The sequence below is a fragment of the Sediminibacillus terrae genome (assembly GCF_009602435.1).
GTDB classification, from domain to species: Bacteria; Bacillota; Bacilli; order Bacillales; family Amphibacillaceae; genus Sediminibacillus; species Sediminibacillus terrae.
This window is the reverse complement of the sequence record NZ_VZDQ01000028.1, coordinates 152,384-170,533: the sequence shown is the minus strand read 5'-3', so window position 1 is coordinate 170,533 and position 18,150 is coordinate 152,384. Positions and strand designations below refer to the sequence as shown.

Annotated in this window: 16 protein-coding genes; 10 read left to right on the top strand and 6 right to left on the bottom strand. The window is 46.5% G+C overall.

The window, feature by feature from the left end:
* Nucleotides 1-1,053: 1,053 nt before the first annotated feature.
* The 7 genes from F6X55_RS19220 to F6X55_RS19190 all read left to right on the top strand — a co-directional run bounded on the left by F6X55_RS19220 (nucleotide 1,054) and on the right by F6X55_RS19190 (nucleotide 9,238).
* Nucleotides 1,054-2,127: an iron-siderophore ABC transporter substrate-binding protein gene (locus F6X55_RS19220; RefSeq protein ID WP_419866473.1), complete on the top strand. Its 1,074-nt coding sequence runs from the start codon at nucleotides 1,054-1,056 to the stop codon at nucleotides 2,125-2,127.
* Entirely contained in the window at nucleotides 2,120-3,160 is a 1,041-nt protein-coding gene (locus F6X55_RS19215; RefSeq protein ID WP_153465351.1) for a FecCD family ABC transporter permease, read from the top strand. The genes F6X55_RS19220 and F6X55_RS19215 overlap by 8 nt, the downstream gene beginning before the upstream one ends.
* Complete coding sequence (locus tag F6X55_RS19210) at nucleotides 3,157-4,191, top strand: FecCD family ABC transporter permease (RefSeq protein WP_026569488.1); 1,035 nt, start codon at nucleotides 3,157-3,159, stop codon at nucleotides 4,189-4,191. Before F6X55_RS19215 ends, F6X55_RS19210 begins: the two co-directional genes overlap by 4 nt.
* Nucleotides 4,191-5,012 carry an ABC transporter ATP-binding protein gene (locus F6X55_RS19205; RefSeq protein ID WP_153465348.1) on the top strand — a complete coding sequence of 274 codons (822 nt, stop codon included), beginning with the start codon at nucleotides 4,191-4,193 and terminating at the stop codon, nucleotides 5,010-5,012. The genes F6X55_RS19210 and F6X55_RS19205 overlap by 1 nt, the downstream gene beginning before the upstream one ends.
* Nucleotides 5,013-5,295: 283 nt before the next feature.
* On the top strand, nucleotides 5,296-5,979 hold the full coding sequence (gene rpiA, locus F6X55_RS19200) for a ribose 5-phosphate isomerase A (protein WP_153465346.1): 684 nt from the start codon (nucleotides 5,296-5,298) through the stop codon (nucleotides 5,977-5,979).
* A 211-nt stretch (nucleotides 5,980-6,190) separates the two neighbouring features.
* A complete protein-coding gene (locus tag F6X55_RS19195) occupies nucleotides 6,191-7,180 on the top strand; it encodes an ABC transporter substrate-binding protein (protein ID WP_026569491.1) in 990 nt (329 codons plus the stop codon).
* Nucleotides 7,181-7,192: 12 nt separating this feature from the next.
* Complete coding sequence (locus F6X55_RS19190; protein WP_153465344.1) at nucleotides 7,193-9,238, top strand: iron ABC transporter permease; 2,046 nt, start codon at nucleotides 7,193-7,195, stop codon at nucleotides 9,236-9,238.
* Between the two features lie 407 nt (nucleotides 9,239-9,645).
* On the opposite strand, the gene ptsP is transcribed toward F6X55_RS19190, so the two are convergent.
* From ptsP to F6X55_RS19160, 6 genes are all read right to left on the bottom strand, one after another.
* Entirely contained in the window at nucleotides 9,646-11,361 is a 1,716-nt protein-coding gene (ptsP, locus tag F6X55_RS19185) for a phosphoenolpyruvate--protein phosphotransferase (protein ID WP_153465342.1), read from the bottom strand.
* A gap of 5 nt (nucleotides 11,362-11,366) precedes the next feature.
* On the bottom strand, nucleotides 11,367-11,633 hold the full coding sequence (locus F6X55_RS19180) for a phosphocarrier protein HPr (RefSeq protein ID WP_026569494.1): 267 nt from the start codon (nucleotides 11,631-11,633) through the stop codon (nucleotides 11,367-11,369).
* Between the two features lie 61 nt (nucleotides 11,634-11,694).
* Nucleotides 11,695-13,590, bottom strand: a complete 1,896-nt coding sequence (locus F6X55_RS19175) for a PTS fructose transporter subunit IIABC (protein WP_026772329.1) — start codon at nucleotides 13,588-13,590, stop codon at nucleotides 11,695-11,697.
* 2 nt (nucleotides 13,591-13,592) lie between these two features.
* Complete coding sequence (pfkB, locus tag F6X55_RS19170; RefSeq protein ID WP_026772330.1) at nucleotides 13,593-14,519, bottom strand: 1-phosphofructokinase; 927 nt, start codon at nucleotides 14,517-14,519, stop codon at nucleotides 13,593-13,595.
* Nucleotides 14,520-14,522: 3 nt separating this feature from the next.
* Nucleotides 14,523-15,269, bottom strand: coding sequence for a DeoR/GlpR family DNA-binding transcription regulator (locus tag F6X55_RS19165; protein ID WP_153465340.1), 747 nt, complete (start codon nucleotides 15,267-15,269; stop codon nucleotides 14,523-14,525).
* 329 nt (nucleotides 15,270-15,598) lie between these two features.
* Nucleotides 15,599-16,528 carry an alpha/beta hydrolase gene (locus F6X55_RS19160; RefSeq protein WP_026772332.1) on the bottom strand — a complete coding sequence of 310 codons (930 nt, stop codon included), beginning with the start codon at nucleotides 16,526-16,528 and terminating at the stop codon, nucleotides 15,599-15,601.
* A gap of 215 nt (nucleotides 16,529-16,743) precedes the next feature.
* Here F6X55_RS19160 and secG point away from each other — a divergent pair, with 215 nt between their 5' ends.
* From secG to F6X55_RS19145, 3 genes are all read left to right on the top strand, one after another.
* Nucleotides 16,744-16,980: a preprotein translocase subunit SecG gene (gene secG, locus F6X55_RS19155; protein ID WP_026569499.1), complete on the top strand. Its 237-nt coding sequence runs from the start codon at nucleotides 16,744-16,746 to the stop codon at nucleotides 16,978-16,980.
* A 76-nt stretch (nucleotides 16,981-17,056) separates the two neighbouring features.
* The gene (locus F6X55_RS19150) at nucleotides 17,057-17,368 is read left to right on the top strand and encodes a hypothetical protein (protein WP_153465338.1); all 312 of its coding nucleotides are present in this window, start codon (nucleotides 17,057-17,059) and stop codon (nucleotides 17,366-17,368) included.
* Nucleotides 17,365-18,108 carry an alpha/beta hydrolase gene (locus tag F6X55_RS19145; protein WP_026569501.1) on the top strand — a complete coding sequence of 248 codons (744 nt, stop codon included), beginning with the start codon at nucleotides 17,365-17,367 and terminating at the stop codon, nucleotides 18,106-18,108. The genes F6X55_RS19150 and F6X55_RS19145 overlap by 4 nt, the downstream gene beginning before the upstream one ends.
* Nucleotides 18,109-18,150: the final 42 nt, after the last annotated feature.

Genomic DNA, 18,150 nt, shown 5'->3' with positions numbered 1-18,150 from the left:
TTAGAATTAGTGAGTGAATGTGGTGCAGGCGGGAAACCCTTTCGGTGGGCCTTTCAGGCCGAGGCCGGTAACAGAGGCTTTCAGCCGCAGAGCAAACCACCAGTTCACACTGGTGGTTTTGATTGTGTTGTTCCTCCTTTCATCACTCCGAAATAAGTTCTAGTCCTTTCTCTTATCGCTCTTCTCATCTCAATCCCAGCAGTTGATAGATGCTGCGCACTACCTATAGCGGTTATCCAACGCTTCGGTAGCATCCTTCGCTTTCCGCGGGCACGGCTTCAGCTAACTTGGTAAAGAAAAGCCCTTTACCAAGTGGATCTTCAGCTCGCGCTGTTCCCGCTGGAGTCTTCGTATGCTCCCTGCGCTAAGGAGCATGCTGATTAGCGGAAGCGTAGACTTTTTCCTGAGAACCAACAAAGCCATCTTAAAAACGTTTGTCAGGAAGTAGGTATTCCTTTTCATAAAAGACAGTTGGAGTTCCCGTCTTATCTCCTGTTCTTGGACTTTCCGCTTGTTTTTCTAGCAATGTCATTTGATGATACGGGCCATGAAGTACGATGAATAAAAAAATGTCCAGTACACGCGTTTATAAACAGAAAGCTGTTCCTAGCGAAGAAAATACCCGGAGACTCCCGCGGGAGGAAAGGCCTCGGTGAGATCCCGCAGAGCGTCAGCTCGAGGAAGCTCACCAGCCGCCCGCGGAAAGCGCAGGGTATTTTCGCAGCGTCGAATTCCAACTCAACAAAAGTAAGAAGTCAGGAAGACGCATCCAAACTATGTCGCAGTTTATATTTAATACGAAAAAATCAAATGGTCAGCTTGATAGGGCGGAGCTTCGTTACAAGTAATTCAGTGAATTTTTTGTTGACAAGCGAGGGAGGAAATTCTATCATGATAATGAGAATCATTTTCAATTAAAGAGCTCTAATTGAAAACCACTCAATCTATACTGCTGCAAATCACCACCATTTTTATCGGCTGCCAAAAAACATGCTGCATGCTGGAGTGATGAGACAGCTGGTCATTGATACATAAAAACAAAAGAGGAAAGGAATGGTTTTACAAATGAATACAAAAGGGAAATTTTCACTGGCAATCACGGTTATTTTGACTTTTAGCATTCTGGTTTTGTTTGGATGCTCAGCGGGCCAAACAAGTTCTGCCTCTAAATCAGAAGATAACGAGGACGCTTCGGCCAATGAAGAAAACACCGAATATCCAATTGTGATCGAGCATGCCTTTGGCGAAACGGTCATTGAGAGCAAGCCTGAACGAGTTGCGACCGTTCAATGGGCGAATCACGATGTTGCACTTGCCCTTGGAGTAGTACCTGTCGGTTTCTCGGCAGCAAATTACGGGGTCCAGGATGGCAGCGGGATGTTGCCTTGGACAGCTGAAAAACTGGAAGAACTCGGAGCAGAAGATCCGAATATTTTCCAGGATACAGATGGTCTTGATTTCGAGGCGATTTCAGATACAAATCCGGATGTCATTTTAGCCGGTTATTCCGGAATCACACAGGAAGACTATGATATCCTCAGTGAAATCGCTCCGGTTGTTGCCTATAAGGATGGTCCTTGGCTGACCACTTGGCGGGAGCAAGTCAGATTGGATGCAGCAGGCATGGGAATGAAACAAGAGGGGGAACAACTTATAAAAGACACCGAGAACCTGATCAAGGAAAAAGCAAGCGATTACCCTGAGATGAAAGGGAAAAAAGTTGTTTTTGCCAACTTCTCTGCCGATGATTTATCGAAAATTTATGTTTATACACCTGAAGATCCTCGAGGAGCATTCTTGACCGAGCTAGGAATGGAATATCCGGAAAGTGTAACGGATGAAATCACGGATCCAAACAGCTTTTCCCTGACCCTAAGCGCCGAGAATGCCGATGTCCTTAACGATGCGGATATATTGATCGGCTATGGTGATGAAAGCTTATACCAGGCAGTGAAAGAAGATCCTCTGCTCGGAAAAATCCCGGCCATTGAAAGAGGTTCTGTTGTATTCATTGGAAACAATACACCTCTAGCGGCATCTGGGAATCCAAATCCGCTTTCGATTGCTTATACCATTGACGACTATCTAGAACTAATTGGAGGAGCTATTGAAAAGCTAGATGAATAGTTTACCAAATTCCAAAAAGAAAGGCTTCACCCCGCATGTTCCGCACAACTTTGTCGCGGTGCTGGTTATTTGTTTCATTTTGCTGTGTTTATGTGTGGCTGCGTCCCTCGTCCTTGGTTCGCGCCCGATAAGTTTCGATGAATTGATAGATGGTTTGTTTCATCCGTCTATCGACTCTTATGAGGCTAATGTAGTGCGTAAAAGGGTCTCCCGCACCGTATTCAGCTTGTTTTGCGGTGCGGCACTTGGCATTTCCGGTGCACTAATGCAGGCGGTCACTCACAACCCGATTGCGGATCCAAGCATATTGGGAGTCAACACAGGTGCTTCCTTGTTTGTGGTAGGCGGTATTGCATTCCTGAACATTAACACTGCCAATCAGTATATCTTGCTTGCCTTAGCAGGGGCGATGCTTACTGCTGTTTTCGTGTTTGGAATCGGGTCTATGGGACGGGGCGGTGCCACTCCCCTTAAGCTTGTGTTGGCTGGAGCCGCCACGAGCGCTGCCCTTTCTTCTCTGGTGACAGCAATCATGATTCCGCGCTCTTACGTTATGGATCAATTCAGGTTTTGGCAAGTGGGAAGCGTCAGCTCAGCAAACTGGAGCGATATTACTACCTTCCTCCCATTTTTGTTGATTGGAATTCTGCTGGGGATCATTTCCACCACCGCACTCAATGCATTGGCCTTAGGGGATGAAGTTGCTACAGGGTTGGGTGTTCGAACTGGCATGCTGCGCCTTGTTGCAGCTTTGGCTGCTGTTCTTTTGTGTGGAGCGACTACGGCATTGGCAGGGCCGATCGGTTTTATAGGCTTGCTGGCGACTCATGTCATGCGACTTATTCTAGGGTCGGACATGCGGTTTATTATTCCGATGTCAGCCATCTCCGGAGCCGTCATTTTAACGATATCAGATGTGTGCGGGAGATTCCTCGGCAGCCCAGGAGAGCTTGAGGTCGGGGTTGTAACAGCTTTTGTAGGGGCTCCCATATTGATTATACTTGCCAGAAAGGCGAAAGTGCGTTCATTATGAAGAATAATAAATCTGTAGAGTTTATCATTGCAGGCAGACGTCAAAGACGCCGGCGATGGATAATTGTCACAGGAACTCTTGCAATACTTTTATTTATATTATGCTGGGCGATGCTCATACTGGGGAGCACCGTTTACCCAATAAAGGATGTATTGCAAGTCCTTCTGGGAGAAAAAATCAAGGGTGTGTCTTTTGCCGTCAATAACATTCGCTTGCCGAGAATGCTGGCTGGTCTTCTTGCGGGCTTTGCTTTTGGCATCGGCGGAAACACCTTTCAGACGATGCTGCGCAATCCACTCGCCAATCCGAATGTCATTGGAATCACTACAGGATCCAGCGCGGCTGCCGTTTTTTGTATTGTCATCCTGCATACTAGTGATGCGATTGTTTCTATGGCGTCCATCATTGCCGGTCTGGCCACTGTTTTGTTCATTTATCTGTTCTCAAGGGGAAAAACATTTTCGATAGGGCGGATCATCTTAGTCGGAATCGGTATACAGGCGATGCTTAATTCATTGATATCCTATCTTCTGTTAGTGGGAGCGCAACAAGATATACCCGCCGCACTTAGATGGCTCAGCGGCAGTCTCAATGGTTCGCAAATGCACGAACTTCCACTGCTTATTATCAGTGTTCTGTGCTTGGCGCCTATCATTGTAGCACTGGGGAAACAACTTGGCATTCTGGAGCTTGGAGAACAATCGGCCACTTCTCTGGGAGTAAGAACGGATATGACCAGAATTGTTCTGATTTTGAGTTCCGTGTGTATCATTGCATTGGCAACGGCCGTCACGGGGCCGATCGCCTTTGTGGCATTTCTTGCTGGACCGATTGCGAAAAGACTCGTAGGTGTTGGGTTTTCGAGCGCGATCCCGGCAGGTCTTGTTGGTGCCAATCTAGTTTTGGCGTCTGATTTGATCGGTCAATTTGCATTTGAGGTCCGATACCCTGTAGGAATCATCACCGGCATCATCGGTGCGCCGTATTTGATTTACTTGCTAGTCCGTATGAATCGAAAAGGAGAGTTGTAATGAAACCGAATCATATCTTTCAGGCAGAAAAGGTAATCGCTGGCTATGATGATAAAACGGTTATCCAAGAAATTAGCATGGAGATTCCAAGTAACAAAATAAATGTGATCATTGGTGCAAATGCCTGCGGAAAGTCTACGCTTCTTAAAACATTGGCAAGGCTGATTAAACCGATTTCCGGTAAAATCACCCTGGATGGAAAGTCGATCAGCAAAGTACCGCCAAAGCATCTTGCGCGTATTGTAGGGCTTCTTCCACAGTCACCGATCGTTCCTGAAGGAATCAGTGTGGCTGATTTGGTTGGACGAGGGAGGTTTCCGCATCAAGCCCTGTTTGGCGGTTGGACGAAAGAGGACTACGAGGCAGTTGCCGAGGCGATGGAAATCATGAATATCACAGAACTCGCCAATCAGCACATTGACGAGCTCTCAGGCGGTCAAAGACAGCGCGTCTGGATAGCGATGGCGCTGGCACAGCAAACAGACATATTATTTCTGGATGAACCGACTACCTTTCTTGATATCACCTATCAGGTGGAAATTCTCGATTTGCTTACAGACCTTAACCGAAAATACGGAACAACCATTGTCATGGTGCTTCATGACATAAACTTGTCAGCACGCTATGCCGACCATATTTTTGCTCTTAACAAAGGAAAACTGGTCGCAAATGGCTGCCCTTCCCGAGTCATCTCAAGTACGTTGATTAAAGATATTTTCGGACTGGATTGTACCGTGATAGAAGACCCGATTTCAGGTTCTCCTTTTGTGGTGCCGATAGGACGACATCACGTTACGAGTAGGACCGGTACTTATAGTTGAAAACAGGTGAATCATGGCGCAAAAAATTGCTCGCTTTAAGCAGTTTTTTTGCGTCATTTGCATGCTTCACCCTACGTACTACGTGGAAAGAGCATTTTATCCTGGGCTAAGCTGTCTTCTTAAGCGGCGGAATTTCTGCCGATGTGTCTTTTAGTGTTCAATAGAACTTCCAAAAGGGGCTAAGCCGCTTGCCTGCAATACAATAGGACTAGGTTGAATAAAACGCTTCCCGGGTATAAGCTGGATATAATCAAATCATCCTTTAACAAGGGAGGCAGGTAACATGGCATATGACGTGGAGGAGAAGAAAAGAAGAGCCGGTGAAAAAGCAGTCGAATACATAGAAGACGGGATGACGATTGGTTTGGGTTCTGGCTCTACCGTCTACTGGATGATGAAAAAGCTGGGAGAACGAATCAAGCAAGGGTTGGAGATTAAGGGAGTTCCTTCATCTTTGCGTACGGAAGCATGGGCCCAAGACTTTGGCATCCCCCTTGCCACTTTTGCTGAAATCAACAGGCTTGACTTGACAATCGATGGCGCAGATGAAGTCGATCCAGATTTTCAGCTGATTAAAGGAGGCGGTGGGTCCCTGCTTCGGGAAAAGCTAGTCGCTGACGCTGCAAAGAAACTAATCATTATTGTAGATGAAAGTAAGCAGGTTCGAAAGCTGGGCAGTTTTCCACTCCCTGTGGAGATTGTCCGCTTTGGTTGGGAAAACACAACGAGAAAACTTTCCTCCTTAGGATGTACACCAAAATTGAGGAAAACTGAGGAGGGAGAAGTGTTTGTGACCAACAATGACAATTATATCGTGGATTGCGCTTTCGAGGCGATGGGAGACCCCGCAGCTGTACACCGTGAACTAAAACTGACATTAGGAGTGGTGGAAACAGGATTGTTTCTCAATCGGACGAACAAAGTGATTGTCGGCCGGAAAAGCGGTGTTGAAATTCTGGAAAGATAGGGTTGGAGAAAACTTGCAGACTATGCATCTGCAAGTTTTTTTGCCTTTCACATTGTGGTGAGTATGCACTTTAACAAAAGGGAAGCCTTGAAAAGAGATTGACAGGGGAGAAGGGATAAGCTAAGATTGCACTGTAAATGATAATGAGAATCTTTATCATTTATAATGATTACATAACCATACTTAAACTAAAAGAGGGGGACAAAATGAAATGAAGAAGTGGTATATACTTATAATCACGATAATCACGGCTGTTTTGCTGGCTGCCTGCGGAGACGGTTCCGATCAGGACGAGCAAGCCGGTCAAAAAGAAGATACCTCTGGGAAAGAAGCTATTACAGTAGAAGATGCATACGGCGAACAGTCTTTTGACCAGGCTCCGGAACGTGTCGTCGTATTGGAATGGGTTTATGCGGAAGATTTATTGGCTCTTGGCATTCAGCCAGTCGGGATGGCTGACATAGAAGGATATCATAACTGGGTAAACATCGAACCGGAGCTTGGAGAGGATGTCCAGGATGTCGGGACGAGACAGGAACCGAATTTGGAAGCGATTGCCGAGTTGGATCCAGATTTGATCATCACAGCGGGGTATCGTCACGAAGCGATAATGGACAGCTTGAAAGAAATCGCGCCGACTATGGCATTTAATCCCTATCCAGCGGAAGGAGAGGGGAATCAGTATGAGGAAATGACCGGGACGTTCAACGAATTGGCCAAGCTGTTTGGAAAACAGGATAAGGCTGACCAAGTTTTAAATGATTTGGAATCTGCCTATCAACAAGCGGAACAGGAAATATCCGACGCTGGGATGGGCGAAAAGCCGTTTGTGCTGTCCCAGGCATACAGTTCGGACAATAGTCCGGTAATCCGTTTGTTCAAAGATAACGCAATGGCAGTTCAAATCATGGAAAATATCGGATTGGAAAATGCCTACCAATCAGATGGATTCCAGGTATATGGATATGATGAAACGAGTGTCGAAACGTTGCAAAATTTCCAGGACGCACGCTTTTTTTACATCGTTCAGGAAGAAGACAATATTTTTGACGATCAGTTGAAAGGAAACCCTGCTTGGGAAAATCTCCGATTTGTCGAACAGGATGAAACTTATCGGCTGCCAGGGGACACATGGACATTCGGAGGCCCGTTGTCGGCAGGAGTATTTGCGGAACAAATCAAGGAAGCGCTAATCGAGTAGAGAAGTGATAGTATGAAGGATGCTTTTTTGAACGTGAATAAATGGTTGAAGACGGCTTTCACTTTTGGAGGGGGAGCCGTACTTCTCGTTTCCCTTCTGTTTCTGCACATCAATCAAGGGAGCGTCGATTTATCCTGGGATGTAGTATGGAATGCTTTGGTGGCACCCGAAGACATCATTGAGCACCATACCGTACGCTATCTCCGCCTGCCGAGGGCAGTGATGGGGATTTTGGCTGGAGGATCCCTGGCTGTCTCCGGCGTTATTTTGCAGACGATCACGAAAAATCCACTTGCCTCTGCCAGTACACTTGGAATTCATTCTGGTACATATTTTGCGGTTGTTGTCAGTACCATCTTTCTTCCTGCCTCCCTTCCCCTTCAAGGATTGCTACCTGCGTTCCTTGGAGGTCTTTTCACCGCCCTGCTTGTTTATGGGCTGGCAGGAGGGACGGCGGCCAACCCGGTCAGAATGGTCTTGGCAGGAATGGTTGTAACCATCATGTTTTCATCATTTACTTCTGTCCTGCAAATATTTTATGAAAACGAAACAGCTGGTTTGTTTTTATGGGGAGCCGGAACGCTTGTCCAAAATGACTGGAGCGGTGTACAGTTTTCCATGCCTTTGATTGTGATCGGCATGGTCGTAGCGTTTTTTCTTGCAAAACAGCTTGATATTTTCCGGATGGGTGAGGATGTAGCGGCCTCTCTGGGACAGCAAGTGGGTCGAATCCGCATGATTGCGTTACTTGCTGCGGTGCTGCTCACAGCTGTAACGGTGAGTGTGGTAGGTCCCATCGGATTTGTCGGGCTGATTGCTCCCCATCTAATCAAGCTGCTCGGTTTTCGTAATCATTTTAGCCTGGTGACTGCGTCCTTTATCTGGGGGGCAAATGTTCTTTTAGGAGCGGATGTGCTCGCAAGATGGGTCGATCCTTCGTTTTCCGAGCTTCCTGTCGGGGCGATCACGGCCCTGATTGGAGCCCCATGGCTGATATGGCTTGTACTGAGAAACAGAAGCAGACAATATGGAGAAAAGAACACTGCTATGCTTGCAGGAAGCGTCAGACTTCCTCTTCAAGGCGGGTGGTTTATTGCAGGGCTTGTACTGTTGCTTATTTCCGCTATTGTAGTCGGTGCTGCCACCGGGAATAATGGCATTCAACTTACACAAAGTTTCTCAGCCGTTTTTGACGACGGGCAGGAGTTCCTTCGCAATATGATTTTTCAGTTACGCTTGCCACGTCTGCTTGTTGCCGCACTCAGTGGAGGACTGCTAGCTGTCAGTGGATTCGTCTTTCAAGGGGTGCTTCGCAATCCCTTGGCAGATCCTTCGGTGATCGGGATTACATCGGGTGCAGGGGTGGGGGCTTTGCTGGTCATTTTTTCTGCCTTTTCCGCAGCGTTTATTCCACTTGGTGCCTTCATCGGTGCACTTGCGGCATTTCTTGTGGTCATGGGATTATCCTACCGTGCCAACTTCCAGCCATCTTTGTTGGCATTGCTAGGAATCGGTGTTTCTGCTTTTGGCTCTGCAATTATCCAAATTGTCGTAGTGCAAGCGGATATGGCTGTGGCCTCAGCGCTGACATGGCTGTCTGGCAGTACGTATGCCAAAAGCTGGGAGGCACTGCTGTATTACTTACTCGGTCCTATGCTTCTTCTTGTTCCGCTTCTATATTTGCAAATAAGAAATCTGAACGTCCTGTCGCTTGGAGATGAAACAGCGAAAGGATTGGGAATGAAAGTGTCCAGGACACGTTTTTATATGGCATTGATTGCTTCCCTGTTGGCTGCTGCAAGTGTTTCAGCTGTCGGAACGATAAGCTTCGTCGGTTTGTTGGCTCCGCATGCTGCACGGATTCTGCTTGGCTCTGGTCACAAACAGCTGCTGCCCGCTTCTGCGCTGATTGGAGCAGTCTTGCTGGTGATTGCCGATGTTTTGAGCCGGACGCTGTTGGTACCAAAAGAAATCCCATCAGGTATTCTGGTCGCTTTGATCGGCGCCCCTTACTTTTTATGGTTGATGTACCGCTCCTCACACGTGAAAAAAGCTTAGGGGAAACCGGCATCATTCACTGGCAAAAGACGAACGATAACAGGTTTTGAAATAAGGAAAAGAACTCCATTTCCTGCAATAAACTTATTATGAAGGTGCAACTCCGGCAAGGTATTTTGCTTTCTGCGGGCATGGCTTCAGTTAACTTGGTAAAGAAAATCGCTTTGCCAAGTGGGTCTTCAGCTCGTGCTCATCCCGCAGGAGTCTATATACCTTGCCTCCGTTTGCTTTGAATAAGCGCAGTATCTTGCCGTAGCGATGGGGGGAAGGCACTCTTCAAACAATAGAATAAAAGCAAGCATGTCATTAAAAAAACCGAACGTGTTCGAATGTTTCCATTCGAAGCATCGTTCGGTTTTTGTTTCGGTGTCTCTATAATATTGTTTCAATCATTTGAATTCAGCGATTTACTGATTTGTTTTTTCGCGGATGAACTGTTCGACTTCTTCTGCTGTATTCATCGACAACAGCTTGTCCTTGAAGGAGGCAAGCTCTTCCTTGGAAAGATCTTTGATCTGGGTTCTTGCAGGAAGAATCGAAGTCGCGCTCATGCTGAATTCATCCAGTCCAAGGCCAAGTAAGATTGGAATGGCGATTGAATCTCCGGCCATTTCTCCACACATTCCAGCCCATTTTCCTTCTGCGTGGGCAGCTTCGATGACGTTATTGACCAGGTTCAGAATCGATGGGTTATACGGCTGGTACAAGTAGGAAACCCTCTCGTTCATCCGGTCAGCCGCCATCGTATATTGAATCAAGTCGTTCGTGCCAATGCTGAAAAAGTCGACTTCTTTGGCGAATTGGCGTGCAATGACTGCAGTAGAAGGGATTTCTACCATAATGCCGATTTCGATATCGTCAGAAACTTCGGTACCGGCGTTCGTCAAGTTCTCTTTTTCTTCCAATAGAATCGCTTTTGCCTGACGGAACTCGTCCAGCGTGGCGATCATCGGGAACATGATTTTCAGGTTGCCGGATGTACTTGCCCGCAGCAATGCGCGCAGCTGGGTACGGAAAATGTCATCTCGCTCCAGACAAAGGCGGATGGCGCGGAAGCCTAAGAACGGATTCAATTCTTTCGGCAAATCCAAATAAGAAAGCTCTTTATCTCCTCCGATGTCGAGTGTACGGACAACTACCGGTTTGTCTCCCATTTGCTCCAATACGGATTTATAGGCTTCATACTGTTCTTCTTCAGTAGGAAGTTCGCTTTTGCCCATGTAAAGGAACTCGGTACGGTAAAGTCCGACACCTTCGCCGCCGTTATTGATTACACCTTCTACATCATCCGGAGTACCAATGTTGGCTACCAGCTCTACATGCTTGCCATCAGCGGTTTTAGTCGGTTCATCTCTCAGTTTGGCCCACTCTTGTTTTTGTTCTTCAAAGTCAGCTTGTTTTTGTTTATATGTCGCAAGTTGTTTTTCATCCGGATCGACGATGACTTCGCCGTCGATGCCATCGACAATTACCAAGGTGTCTTTTTCCGCCGTATCGGTAATGTTCTTCGTACCCACTACTGCCGGAATTTCCAGGGACCTCGCCATAATGGCAGAATGGGAAGTTCTTCCGCCGATATTTGTGGTGAACCCTTTGACAAACTGTTTGTTCAATTGGGCGGTGTCGGAAGGAGTCAAGTCTTCAGCGACTATGACTACTTCCTCATCGATCAGTGCTGGATCAGGGAAGGTCACTTTCAACAGGTGAGCCATGACACGTTTGGTGACATCCTGGATATCGGCAGCGCGTTCTCTCATGTACTCATTGTCCATGTTTTTGAACATATCGATAAACATGTTTGCCGTTTCATCCAATGCTGCTTCTGCATTGACATTTTCTGATTTGATTTTATCCTTGATCGGATTGATCATCTCCGGATCACTAAGTACAAGCAAGTGCGCCGAGAAAATCTCAGCATGTTCGTCGCCAAGAGATTTTCTGGCATTTTCCTTGATGATTTCCAGCTCTTGCTTGGATACGGATAACGCATCGTTTAAGCGTTCGATCTCCGCATCAGGATTTTCGATACTTTTCTTATCGAAAGTAAGTTCCGGGACCTCTAATTTATATACTTTGGCAATCGCGATCCCGCTTGATGCTGCAATACCCTTAATGCTGTTCATTATGTTTATTCTCCTAGCCCTTCATTTTTAATGGTGTCTACGATTGTCTGCAAGGCTTCTTCTTCATCAGAACCATCAGCAGTCACTTTGACTTCGGCATCCTTCGGAATACCAAGGGACATAACGCCCATGATCGATTTAAGATTGACGGATTTTCCGTTATACTCCAGGTTGATGTCTGATTCAAAGTTACCGGCTTTATTGACTAAAACCGTCGCTGGACGCGCGTGAACTCCTGTTTCGTCTGTGATAGTCATTGTTTTTTCTACCATAGATAAAACCTCCTATAAAAATTTATGATAAGCAAACAACGGGCAGTCTCCCTGTCCTATTTTACTCTTTTGTCAGGTCTTTTTTCAAGAATCCAAGAATGACAGCACTTACTGCAGAACCAATCAGGATTGCCAGCAAGTACAGTAGTGGATTTCCTTCCACAAGCCCAGCTACTACAATACCACCATGGGGGGCTCTGAGTCCAATATCGAACAACATCGTCAATCCGCCCGCGATGGCAGAACCGATGGCAACAGACGGGATGACCCTGGCCGGATCTGCTGCCGCAAACGGGATGGCCCCTTCTGTGATAAAGAAGGCACCGAGTGCATAGGCGGATTTACCTGCTTCCCGTTCCTGTTTCGTGAACTTGTTTTTGAAAAAGGTAGTGGCCAATGCCAGTGACAGAGGTGGTACCATTCCGCCTGCCATAATGGCGGCGATAAACGAAAAGTTATCAGCATCGAGCATGGCGATACCGAATGTATAGGCTGCTTTGTTGATCGGGCCGCCCATATCAATCGCCATCATGCCTCCCAACAGCAGTCCGAGCAAGACAAGGTTGGAACCACCCAGGCTTTCCAGCCAGCTGGATAAGCCAGTGTAAATGGTGGTCAATGGCGGGTTTATCAGCAACATAATCAATCCGGTAATTCCGATCGAGAAGACTGGGTAAAGCAATACAGTTTTTAATCCATCAAAAATAGCCGGCAATACTTCCATAGCTTTTTTTACGAGCAGGGTGATATACCCGGCAAGGAAACCTGCGATCAAACCGCCAAGGAACCCGGAACCGCCATCTGCACCTTCCACACCGGAAGAGATGGCAATCAAACCAGCAACCATACCCGGCGCAAAACCTGGCCTGTCAGCAATACTGGAGGCGATAAATCCGGCAAGGACAGGAACCATCAGGAAGAAGGCGTTCCCGCCGCCAATCGTATTGAGCATTTCGGCAAACCGATTATAGTCAGCACTTTCTGGATCGGCTGAATTGATACCCCATAGGAAAGAAATAGCAATCAGGATACCGCCTCCGACCACGAATGGAAGCATGTTGGAAACACCGTTCATCAAATGTTTATAAAAGCCGGTACGTCCTTTTTCCTCCTGTTGTCCTTCTTCCTTACCTTCACCTCCGTCTCCTTGGTAAATCGGCGCATCCTTTTCAATGGCTTTGTTCAGCAGTTCTTGCGGCTGATGGATCGCCTTGCCTACAGGCACTTGAATCAAAGGTTTACCGCGGAAGCGTTCGGTTTCGATTTTGGTATCTGCTGCGACGATAATAGCATCAGCTGCTTCGATTTCTTCTTTGGTCAAACGGTTTTTCACCCCGCCGGAACCATTGGTTTCCACTTTAATCGAAATGCCCATTTCAGTGGCGGTTTCTTTCAGTTTGTCCGCCGCCATGTAAGTATGGGCGATTCCTGTAGGACAACCGGTCACAGCCAAGATCCGGCTGGAAGCAGCTCCATCGGTCGTTTCCTCCTCGGCGGATTCGTCTTGTTCTTTTGCATCGACGACGGCCATCACTTCTTCCGCAGTGGATGCTTCTTCCAGCTTCTGGCGGAACTTTTTATCCATCAAGAAAGAAGATAATCGTGACAGGGTTTCCAAGTGTGTCTGATTGGCTCCTTCAGAAGCGGCAATCATGAAAAACAAGTGGGAAGGGGACTCATCCAATGCCTTATAATCAATTCCCTCAGCAGATCTCCCGAAAACGATAGCTGGTGTTTTTACAGCAGCTGTCTTGGCGTGCGGGATGGCAATCCCTTCGCCGATTCCGGTCGTGCTTTGTTCTTCCCGTGCGAGGATCGCTTTTTTATATTCCTCTTTATCGTTTAAACGGCCGGCTTCATCGAGCTTGTTGACAAGCTCCTCGATAACGCCGGGCTTGTCTGACGCCTTTAAATCAAGAATAATCGTGTCTTTTTTCAATAAGTCTGTGATTTTCATTGTTAGAACCTCCCTTTATCTAATGAATGAACGGTGACTTGAGGGAGCAGGCCGTCCACGTCTGTTTTGTTACATAAATCATCCTGAAACGCAGTGGCGCTCCCTGCCGCGACAGCTGTTTGAAAAGCTTGTTCCGGTTTGTTCCCGGCTGCAATGCTTGCGAGAAATCCTGCTACCATCGAGTCGCCGGATCCTACGGTGTTTCGAACTTCTCCAGCAGGAACATGTGCCTGCAAGTACGTATCGCCGCTAACATAAACTGCTCCTTGTCCGCCCATCGATATAATGACATGTTTGGCTCCTTGCTCGTGCAGTTTACTGCCAAAATGAACGGCATCTTCTACGGTGGTGATTGTGGTATCGAACAATTCACCCAGCTCATGGTGGTTTGGTTTTACCAGAAATACTTCCTGGCCGACGATTTTTTTCAGTGCGTAACTGGATGTGTCCGCTATCATGTTCACTTCATTATTCCGGCAAAATTCTGCCGCTTTCACATAAAAGTCAGAGGAAACAGTGGAAGGAACGCTGCCGGCGGCAACCAGATAGTCGCCTTTTTTCAGATTGGCGATTTTTTGAAGCAGTTTCTGCTCCTGTTCTGCGGATATTGCCGGGCCGGGTCCGTTGATTTCCGTCTCTTCTTCTGATTTTAACTTCATATTCACTCGGGTCGGGCCGTCCGTTTCAATAAAGTCATGGGTGATTTGGGCCTTGTCCAGCTCCTTTTTTATGAAGTCACCGGTAAAACCGCCGAGGAACCCTAGAGCCGTATTCTGTTGTCCCAGTCGCTGCAGCACTCTGGACACGTTGATTCCTTTACCCCCAGGGTAATAAGCGGTGTCTTTCCCTCTGTTCAAACCTCCCTGTTCAAATCGTTCGACGTGGATGATGTAATCTACGGATGGATTCAATGTACATGTATAAATCATTTGTTACACAACCTTTATGTTTGTCTTGTCTTGATAAGGGGAGAGGATGTCTTCATCCTTTTCATTGGTGATAAGAAGTACCTCTTCTAAACCTGCAATCTTGCTGAATGAAACCTGACCAAATTTCGTGTGATCCGCCAGTACAAAACATTGTTGAGCTGAATGTAAAGCCTGTTGTTTGATCAATGCTTCTTCGGGATCGGGAGTAGTCAGTCCATAAGTTAAATCAATGCCGTTAACCCCGATAAAACATTTATCAAAACGATAGTTTTGCAAGCCGGTCTGGGCTCCGCGGCCAATCAAAGCTCTTGTCTTATGTTTTACCAATCCGCCAGTCAGATACGTGGTTATTTGCTGTGCGCTCAATGCGTCCAAATGGGTGAGACCATTCGTCACCACCGTGATATTTTTGTCCTTCAGGTGAGGAATCATCTCCAATGTCGTGGTGCCAGCATCCAAGTAAATGTATTCATCGTGTTCCACCAATGCGGCTGCTTCGGCAGCAATCCGCTTTTTTTCTTGAAGGTTTTTGGTCGTTTTTTCCGGAATGCTTAATTCCTGGCTGATTGTTTGTCTTGAAGCAGCTCCACCGTGGACCCGGACCAGCTTATGTTGGTTTTCCAGTTCGCTCAAATCTCTGCGGATCGTCGACTCTGAGGCTGTCGTCAGTTTGATGAGGTCTTGGATGGCAACGGTTCCATATTCGGCGACTTGCTTTAGAATTAATTGATGTCGTTCTGGTGTCAGGATAAGTCATCACCTCTATTTTTCTTTCAACCATCTAAATCATAAAGCAACCCCTTACATTTTTCAATCATAAATGTTCAAAAACATTCAAAAACATTCACCGATGTCATAAAATAGTCACGGAAAAAACAGCCATGTTCCTAAGCAGATCTTTCCGTGTTCTCCATTAAATATAGGGTGGATTATAGTGGGATGGGAAATACGGATACAGCAACGGGGGAAAAAACGGAGGTCGGGGAAGTTGTCAGCCCAACGCTGCGGAGACGGATTGTTTTCCGGAACATCAGGCCAGGGGCAAATCCCGGACATTCTGTTTAAATCCGGGTATTAGCTTAACTCATGACATCATGGATCCAGTTGACGATGTCAGTAAAAACTTCTTCTTTGTTTATTTCATTCAACATTTCATGTCGTCCATTTTCATAAATCCGGACGGTGATATCCTGGATGCCGTGTTGATAATATGTGTCTGCAGTGCGAAAAACACCCTTCACCTGTTTTCCGACTGGATCCTTACTACCAGAGAAAAACAACATGGGAAGTTGTTTAGCAATGGATTCAATCCCATTCGGATCATCCATATGGTCGAATCCTGTGAATAAATCTAAAAAGAAAGCTGCTGTCGGGACAAAACCGGAAAATGGATCGTTCAGATAAGCGCGAACCAGTTCGGAATCCCGGCTCAACCAGTCGAATTCAGTGACCCGATTATCAATGTTCCGATTGTAATTGGCGAAAGCCAGTTGATGGAGGAGCTTGGAGGGAACTTTTGGACCTCTGCGCTTTCTTTCTGCGATTGCCAGTATTTTTCCCAAATTATTTATCAAACCAGGGTGACTTCCTGTTCCTGAGAGAAGAACCCCGTTAAGCGCATGGCTATGCTGCTGGATGTAGCGTCTTGCTAAAAAAGATCCCATGCTATGGCCAAGCAGGAACAATGGCTTTCCGGGATGTTCTCTTTCAATCGTTTTCGTTACGCTCCATAAATCATTGACCGTTTTATCAAAGCCGTTCTTTTCGTCAAGAAAACCGAGGGTGCCCTGCCTTTTGCCGGTGTGACCGTGCCCTCGATGATCATTGGCATATACCGCGAAGTTTCGTTCAACCATAAATTCGGCGAATCGCTGGTATCTGCCGGTATGTTCTGCCATTCCATGAGCCAGCTGTATGATGGCTTTTGGCGAATGATTTGACTGGTACCAATTCCGGACAAAAACCTTATGGTGATCATCCGTGGTCAGCCAATACGTTTTTTGCTCCATATTTTTCCTCTCCTTTTATTTCATCATAATATTTATTTGGGAAACCGTCTAATATCGGCTTGCTAAGCGTCGGGGGATTATGCTACATTACTAGTATGTAATCGTCCGTTTATATGAGGTGTTATTGGATAAGAAATAGATTGGACAAGGATAATTTCTGGATGGACTTATAATCGGCGCAAATCAGCCGATAGTTTATTAGGGGGTGGAGCAGCATGTATGCAGCTGCGATTACGTTATTAATCATTGATGCAATTGCACTTATCGTATTGGTTTTACTTCAGTCCGGGAAAAGTGCTGGTCTTTCGGGAGCGATTTCCGGAGGAGCTGAGCAGCTTTTCGGCAAACAGAAAGCGCGCGGAATGGATTTAGTTCTTCACCGGGCCACCGTGGTGGCTTCGGTTGTCTTGTTCGTGCTCACGTTTGTTGTCGGTTTTATTTTGCAACCATAAGACTGGAGCCTGAACGGGACTGATTGAATTTGAATAAGGTATCCCAACGATCCCTTGCTGCAAGAGCGGCAGGGGATTGTTTAATTTTAAAGATAAGAAGGCCAGTCTTAACGCCCTCGAGGGTTTGTTGAAGTTTGTCGATAGCCCGCACGATGGGGGACGTGCAGGGGTTGTCATTGGAAGTGTTGATTTTAGCCTGATTCCTTTACAGGCGCTTGTGCTTTTCTTAACCCGGCAAGTAAAACCTTATCCCGTTACAATCCTTCATAAGAAAGCTAAAATAGGGGAAGAGAAACACGACGGTGAAATCTGTAAGAGGAAGCAGAAATTCCGTTGCACACAGAAAATACATGAAACAGCGAAAAATGAGGAGTGGAAGCAATTATGAAAATCAAACTGCCGGAACCATTTACGTTTGAAGGTGGAGAGCGCGCGGTATTATTATTACATGGATTCACAGGCCATACTGCTGATGTGCGGATGCTGGGCAGATACCTGCAAAAAAAAGGATATACTTGCCATGCACCTATTTATCGCGGGCATGGAGCACCGCCTGAAGAATTGATCAAAGCCCATCCGGATCAATGGTGGGAAGATGTCCAGGCAGCGATGAAACACCTGGAGGATATGGGACACCGAGAAATCGCCATTGCAGGACTGTCTCTTGGCGGGGTGTTGGGTTTGAAGCTAGCACATTCCCGACCTGTCAAAGCAGTCATCCCGATGTGCGCACCGATGTTTTTTGACAACGAAAAGCAGTTGACCAAGGGGTTTCAAGCATTCGCGAAAGAATTTAAACAACTGGAGAAAAAAGATGACCAGACGATTGAACGCGAAGTCCAGGAACTGCTAGACCATTCCAGCCGTATGTTCAAGGATTTAGGCGGACTGATTACTGAAGTGAAGGGAAAGGTCGATGAAATTTATGCACCGACTTTTGTGGTACAGGCCAGGAATGATGAAATGATCAATACGGACAGTGCTTCTTACATATATGAAAATGTGGAAGCGGACCATAAGGACATGAAATGGTATGAAAATTCTTCCCATGTGATAACACTCGACAAAGAAAAAGACCAGCTTCATGAGGATATTTATCAATTTTTAGAATCCTTGGAATGGAGTTAAGGCATAATAGAAATACTTATACCATTCTGGATAAAAAAGACC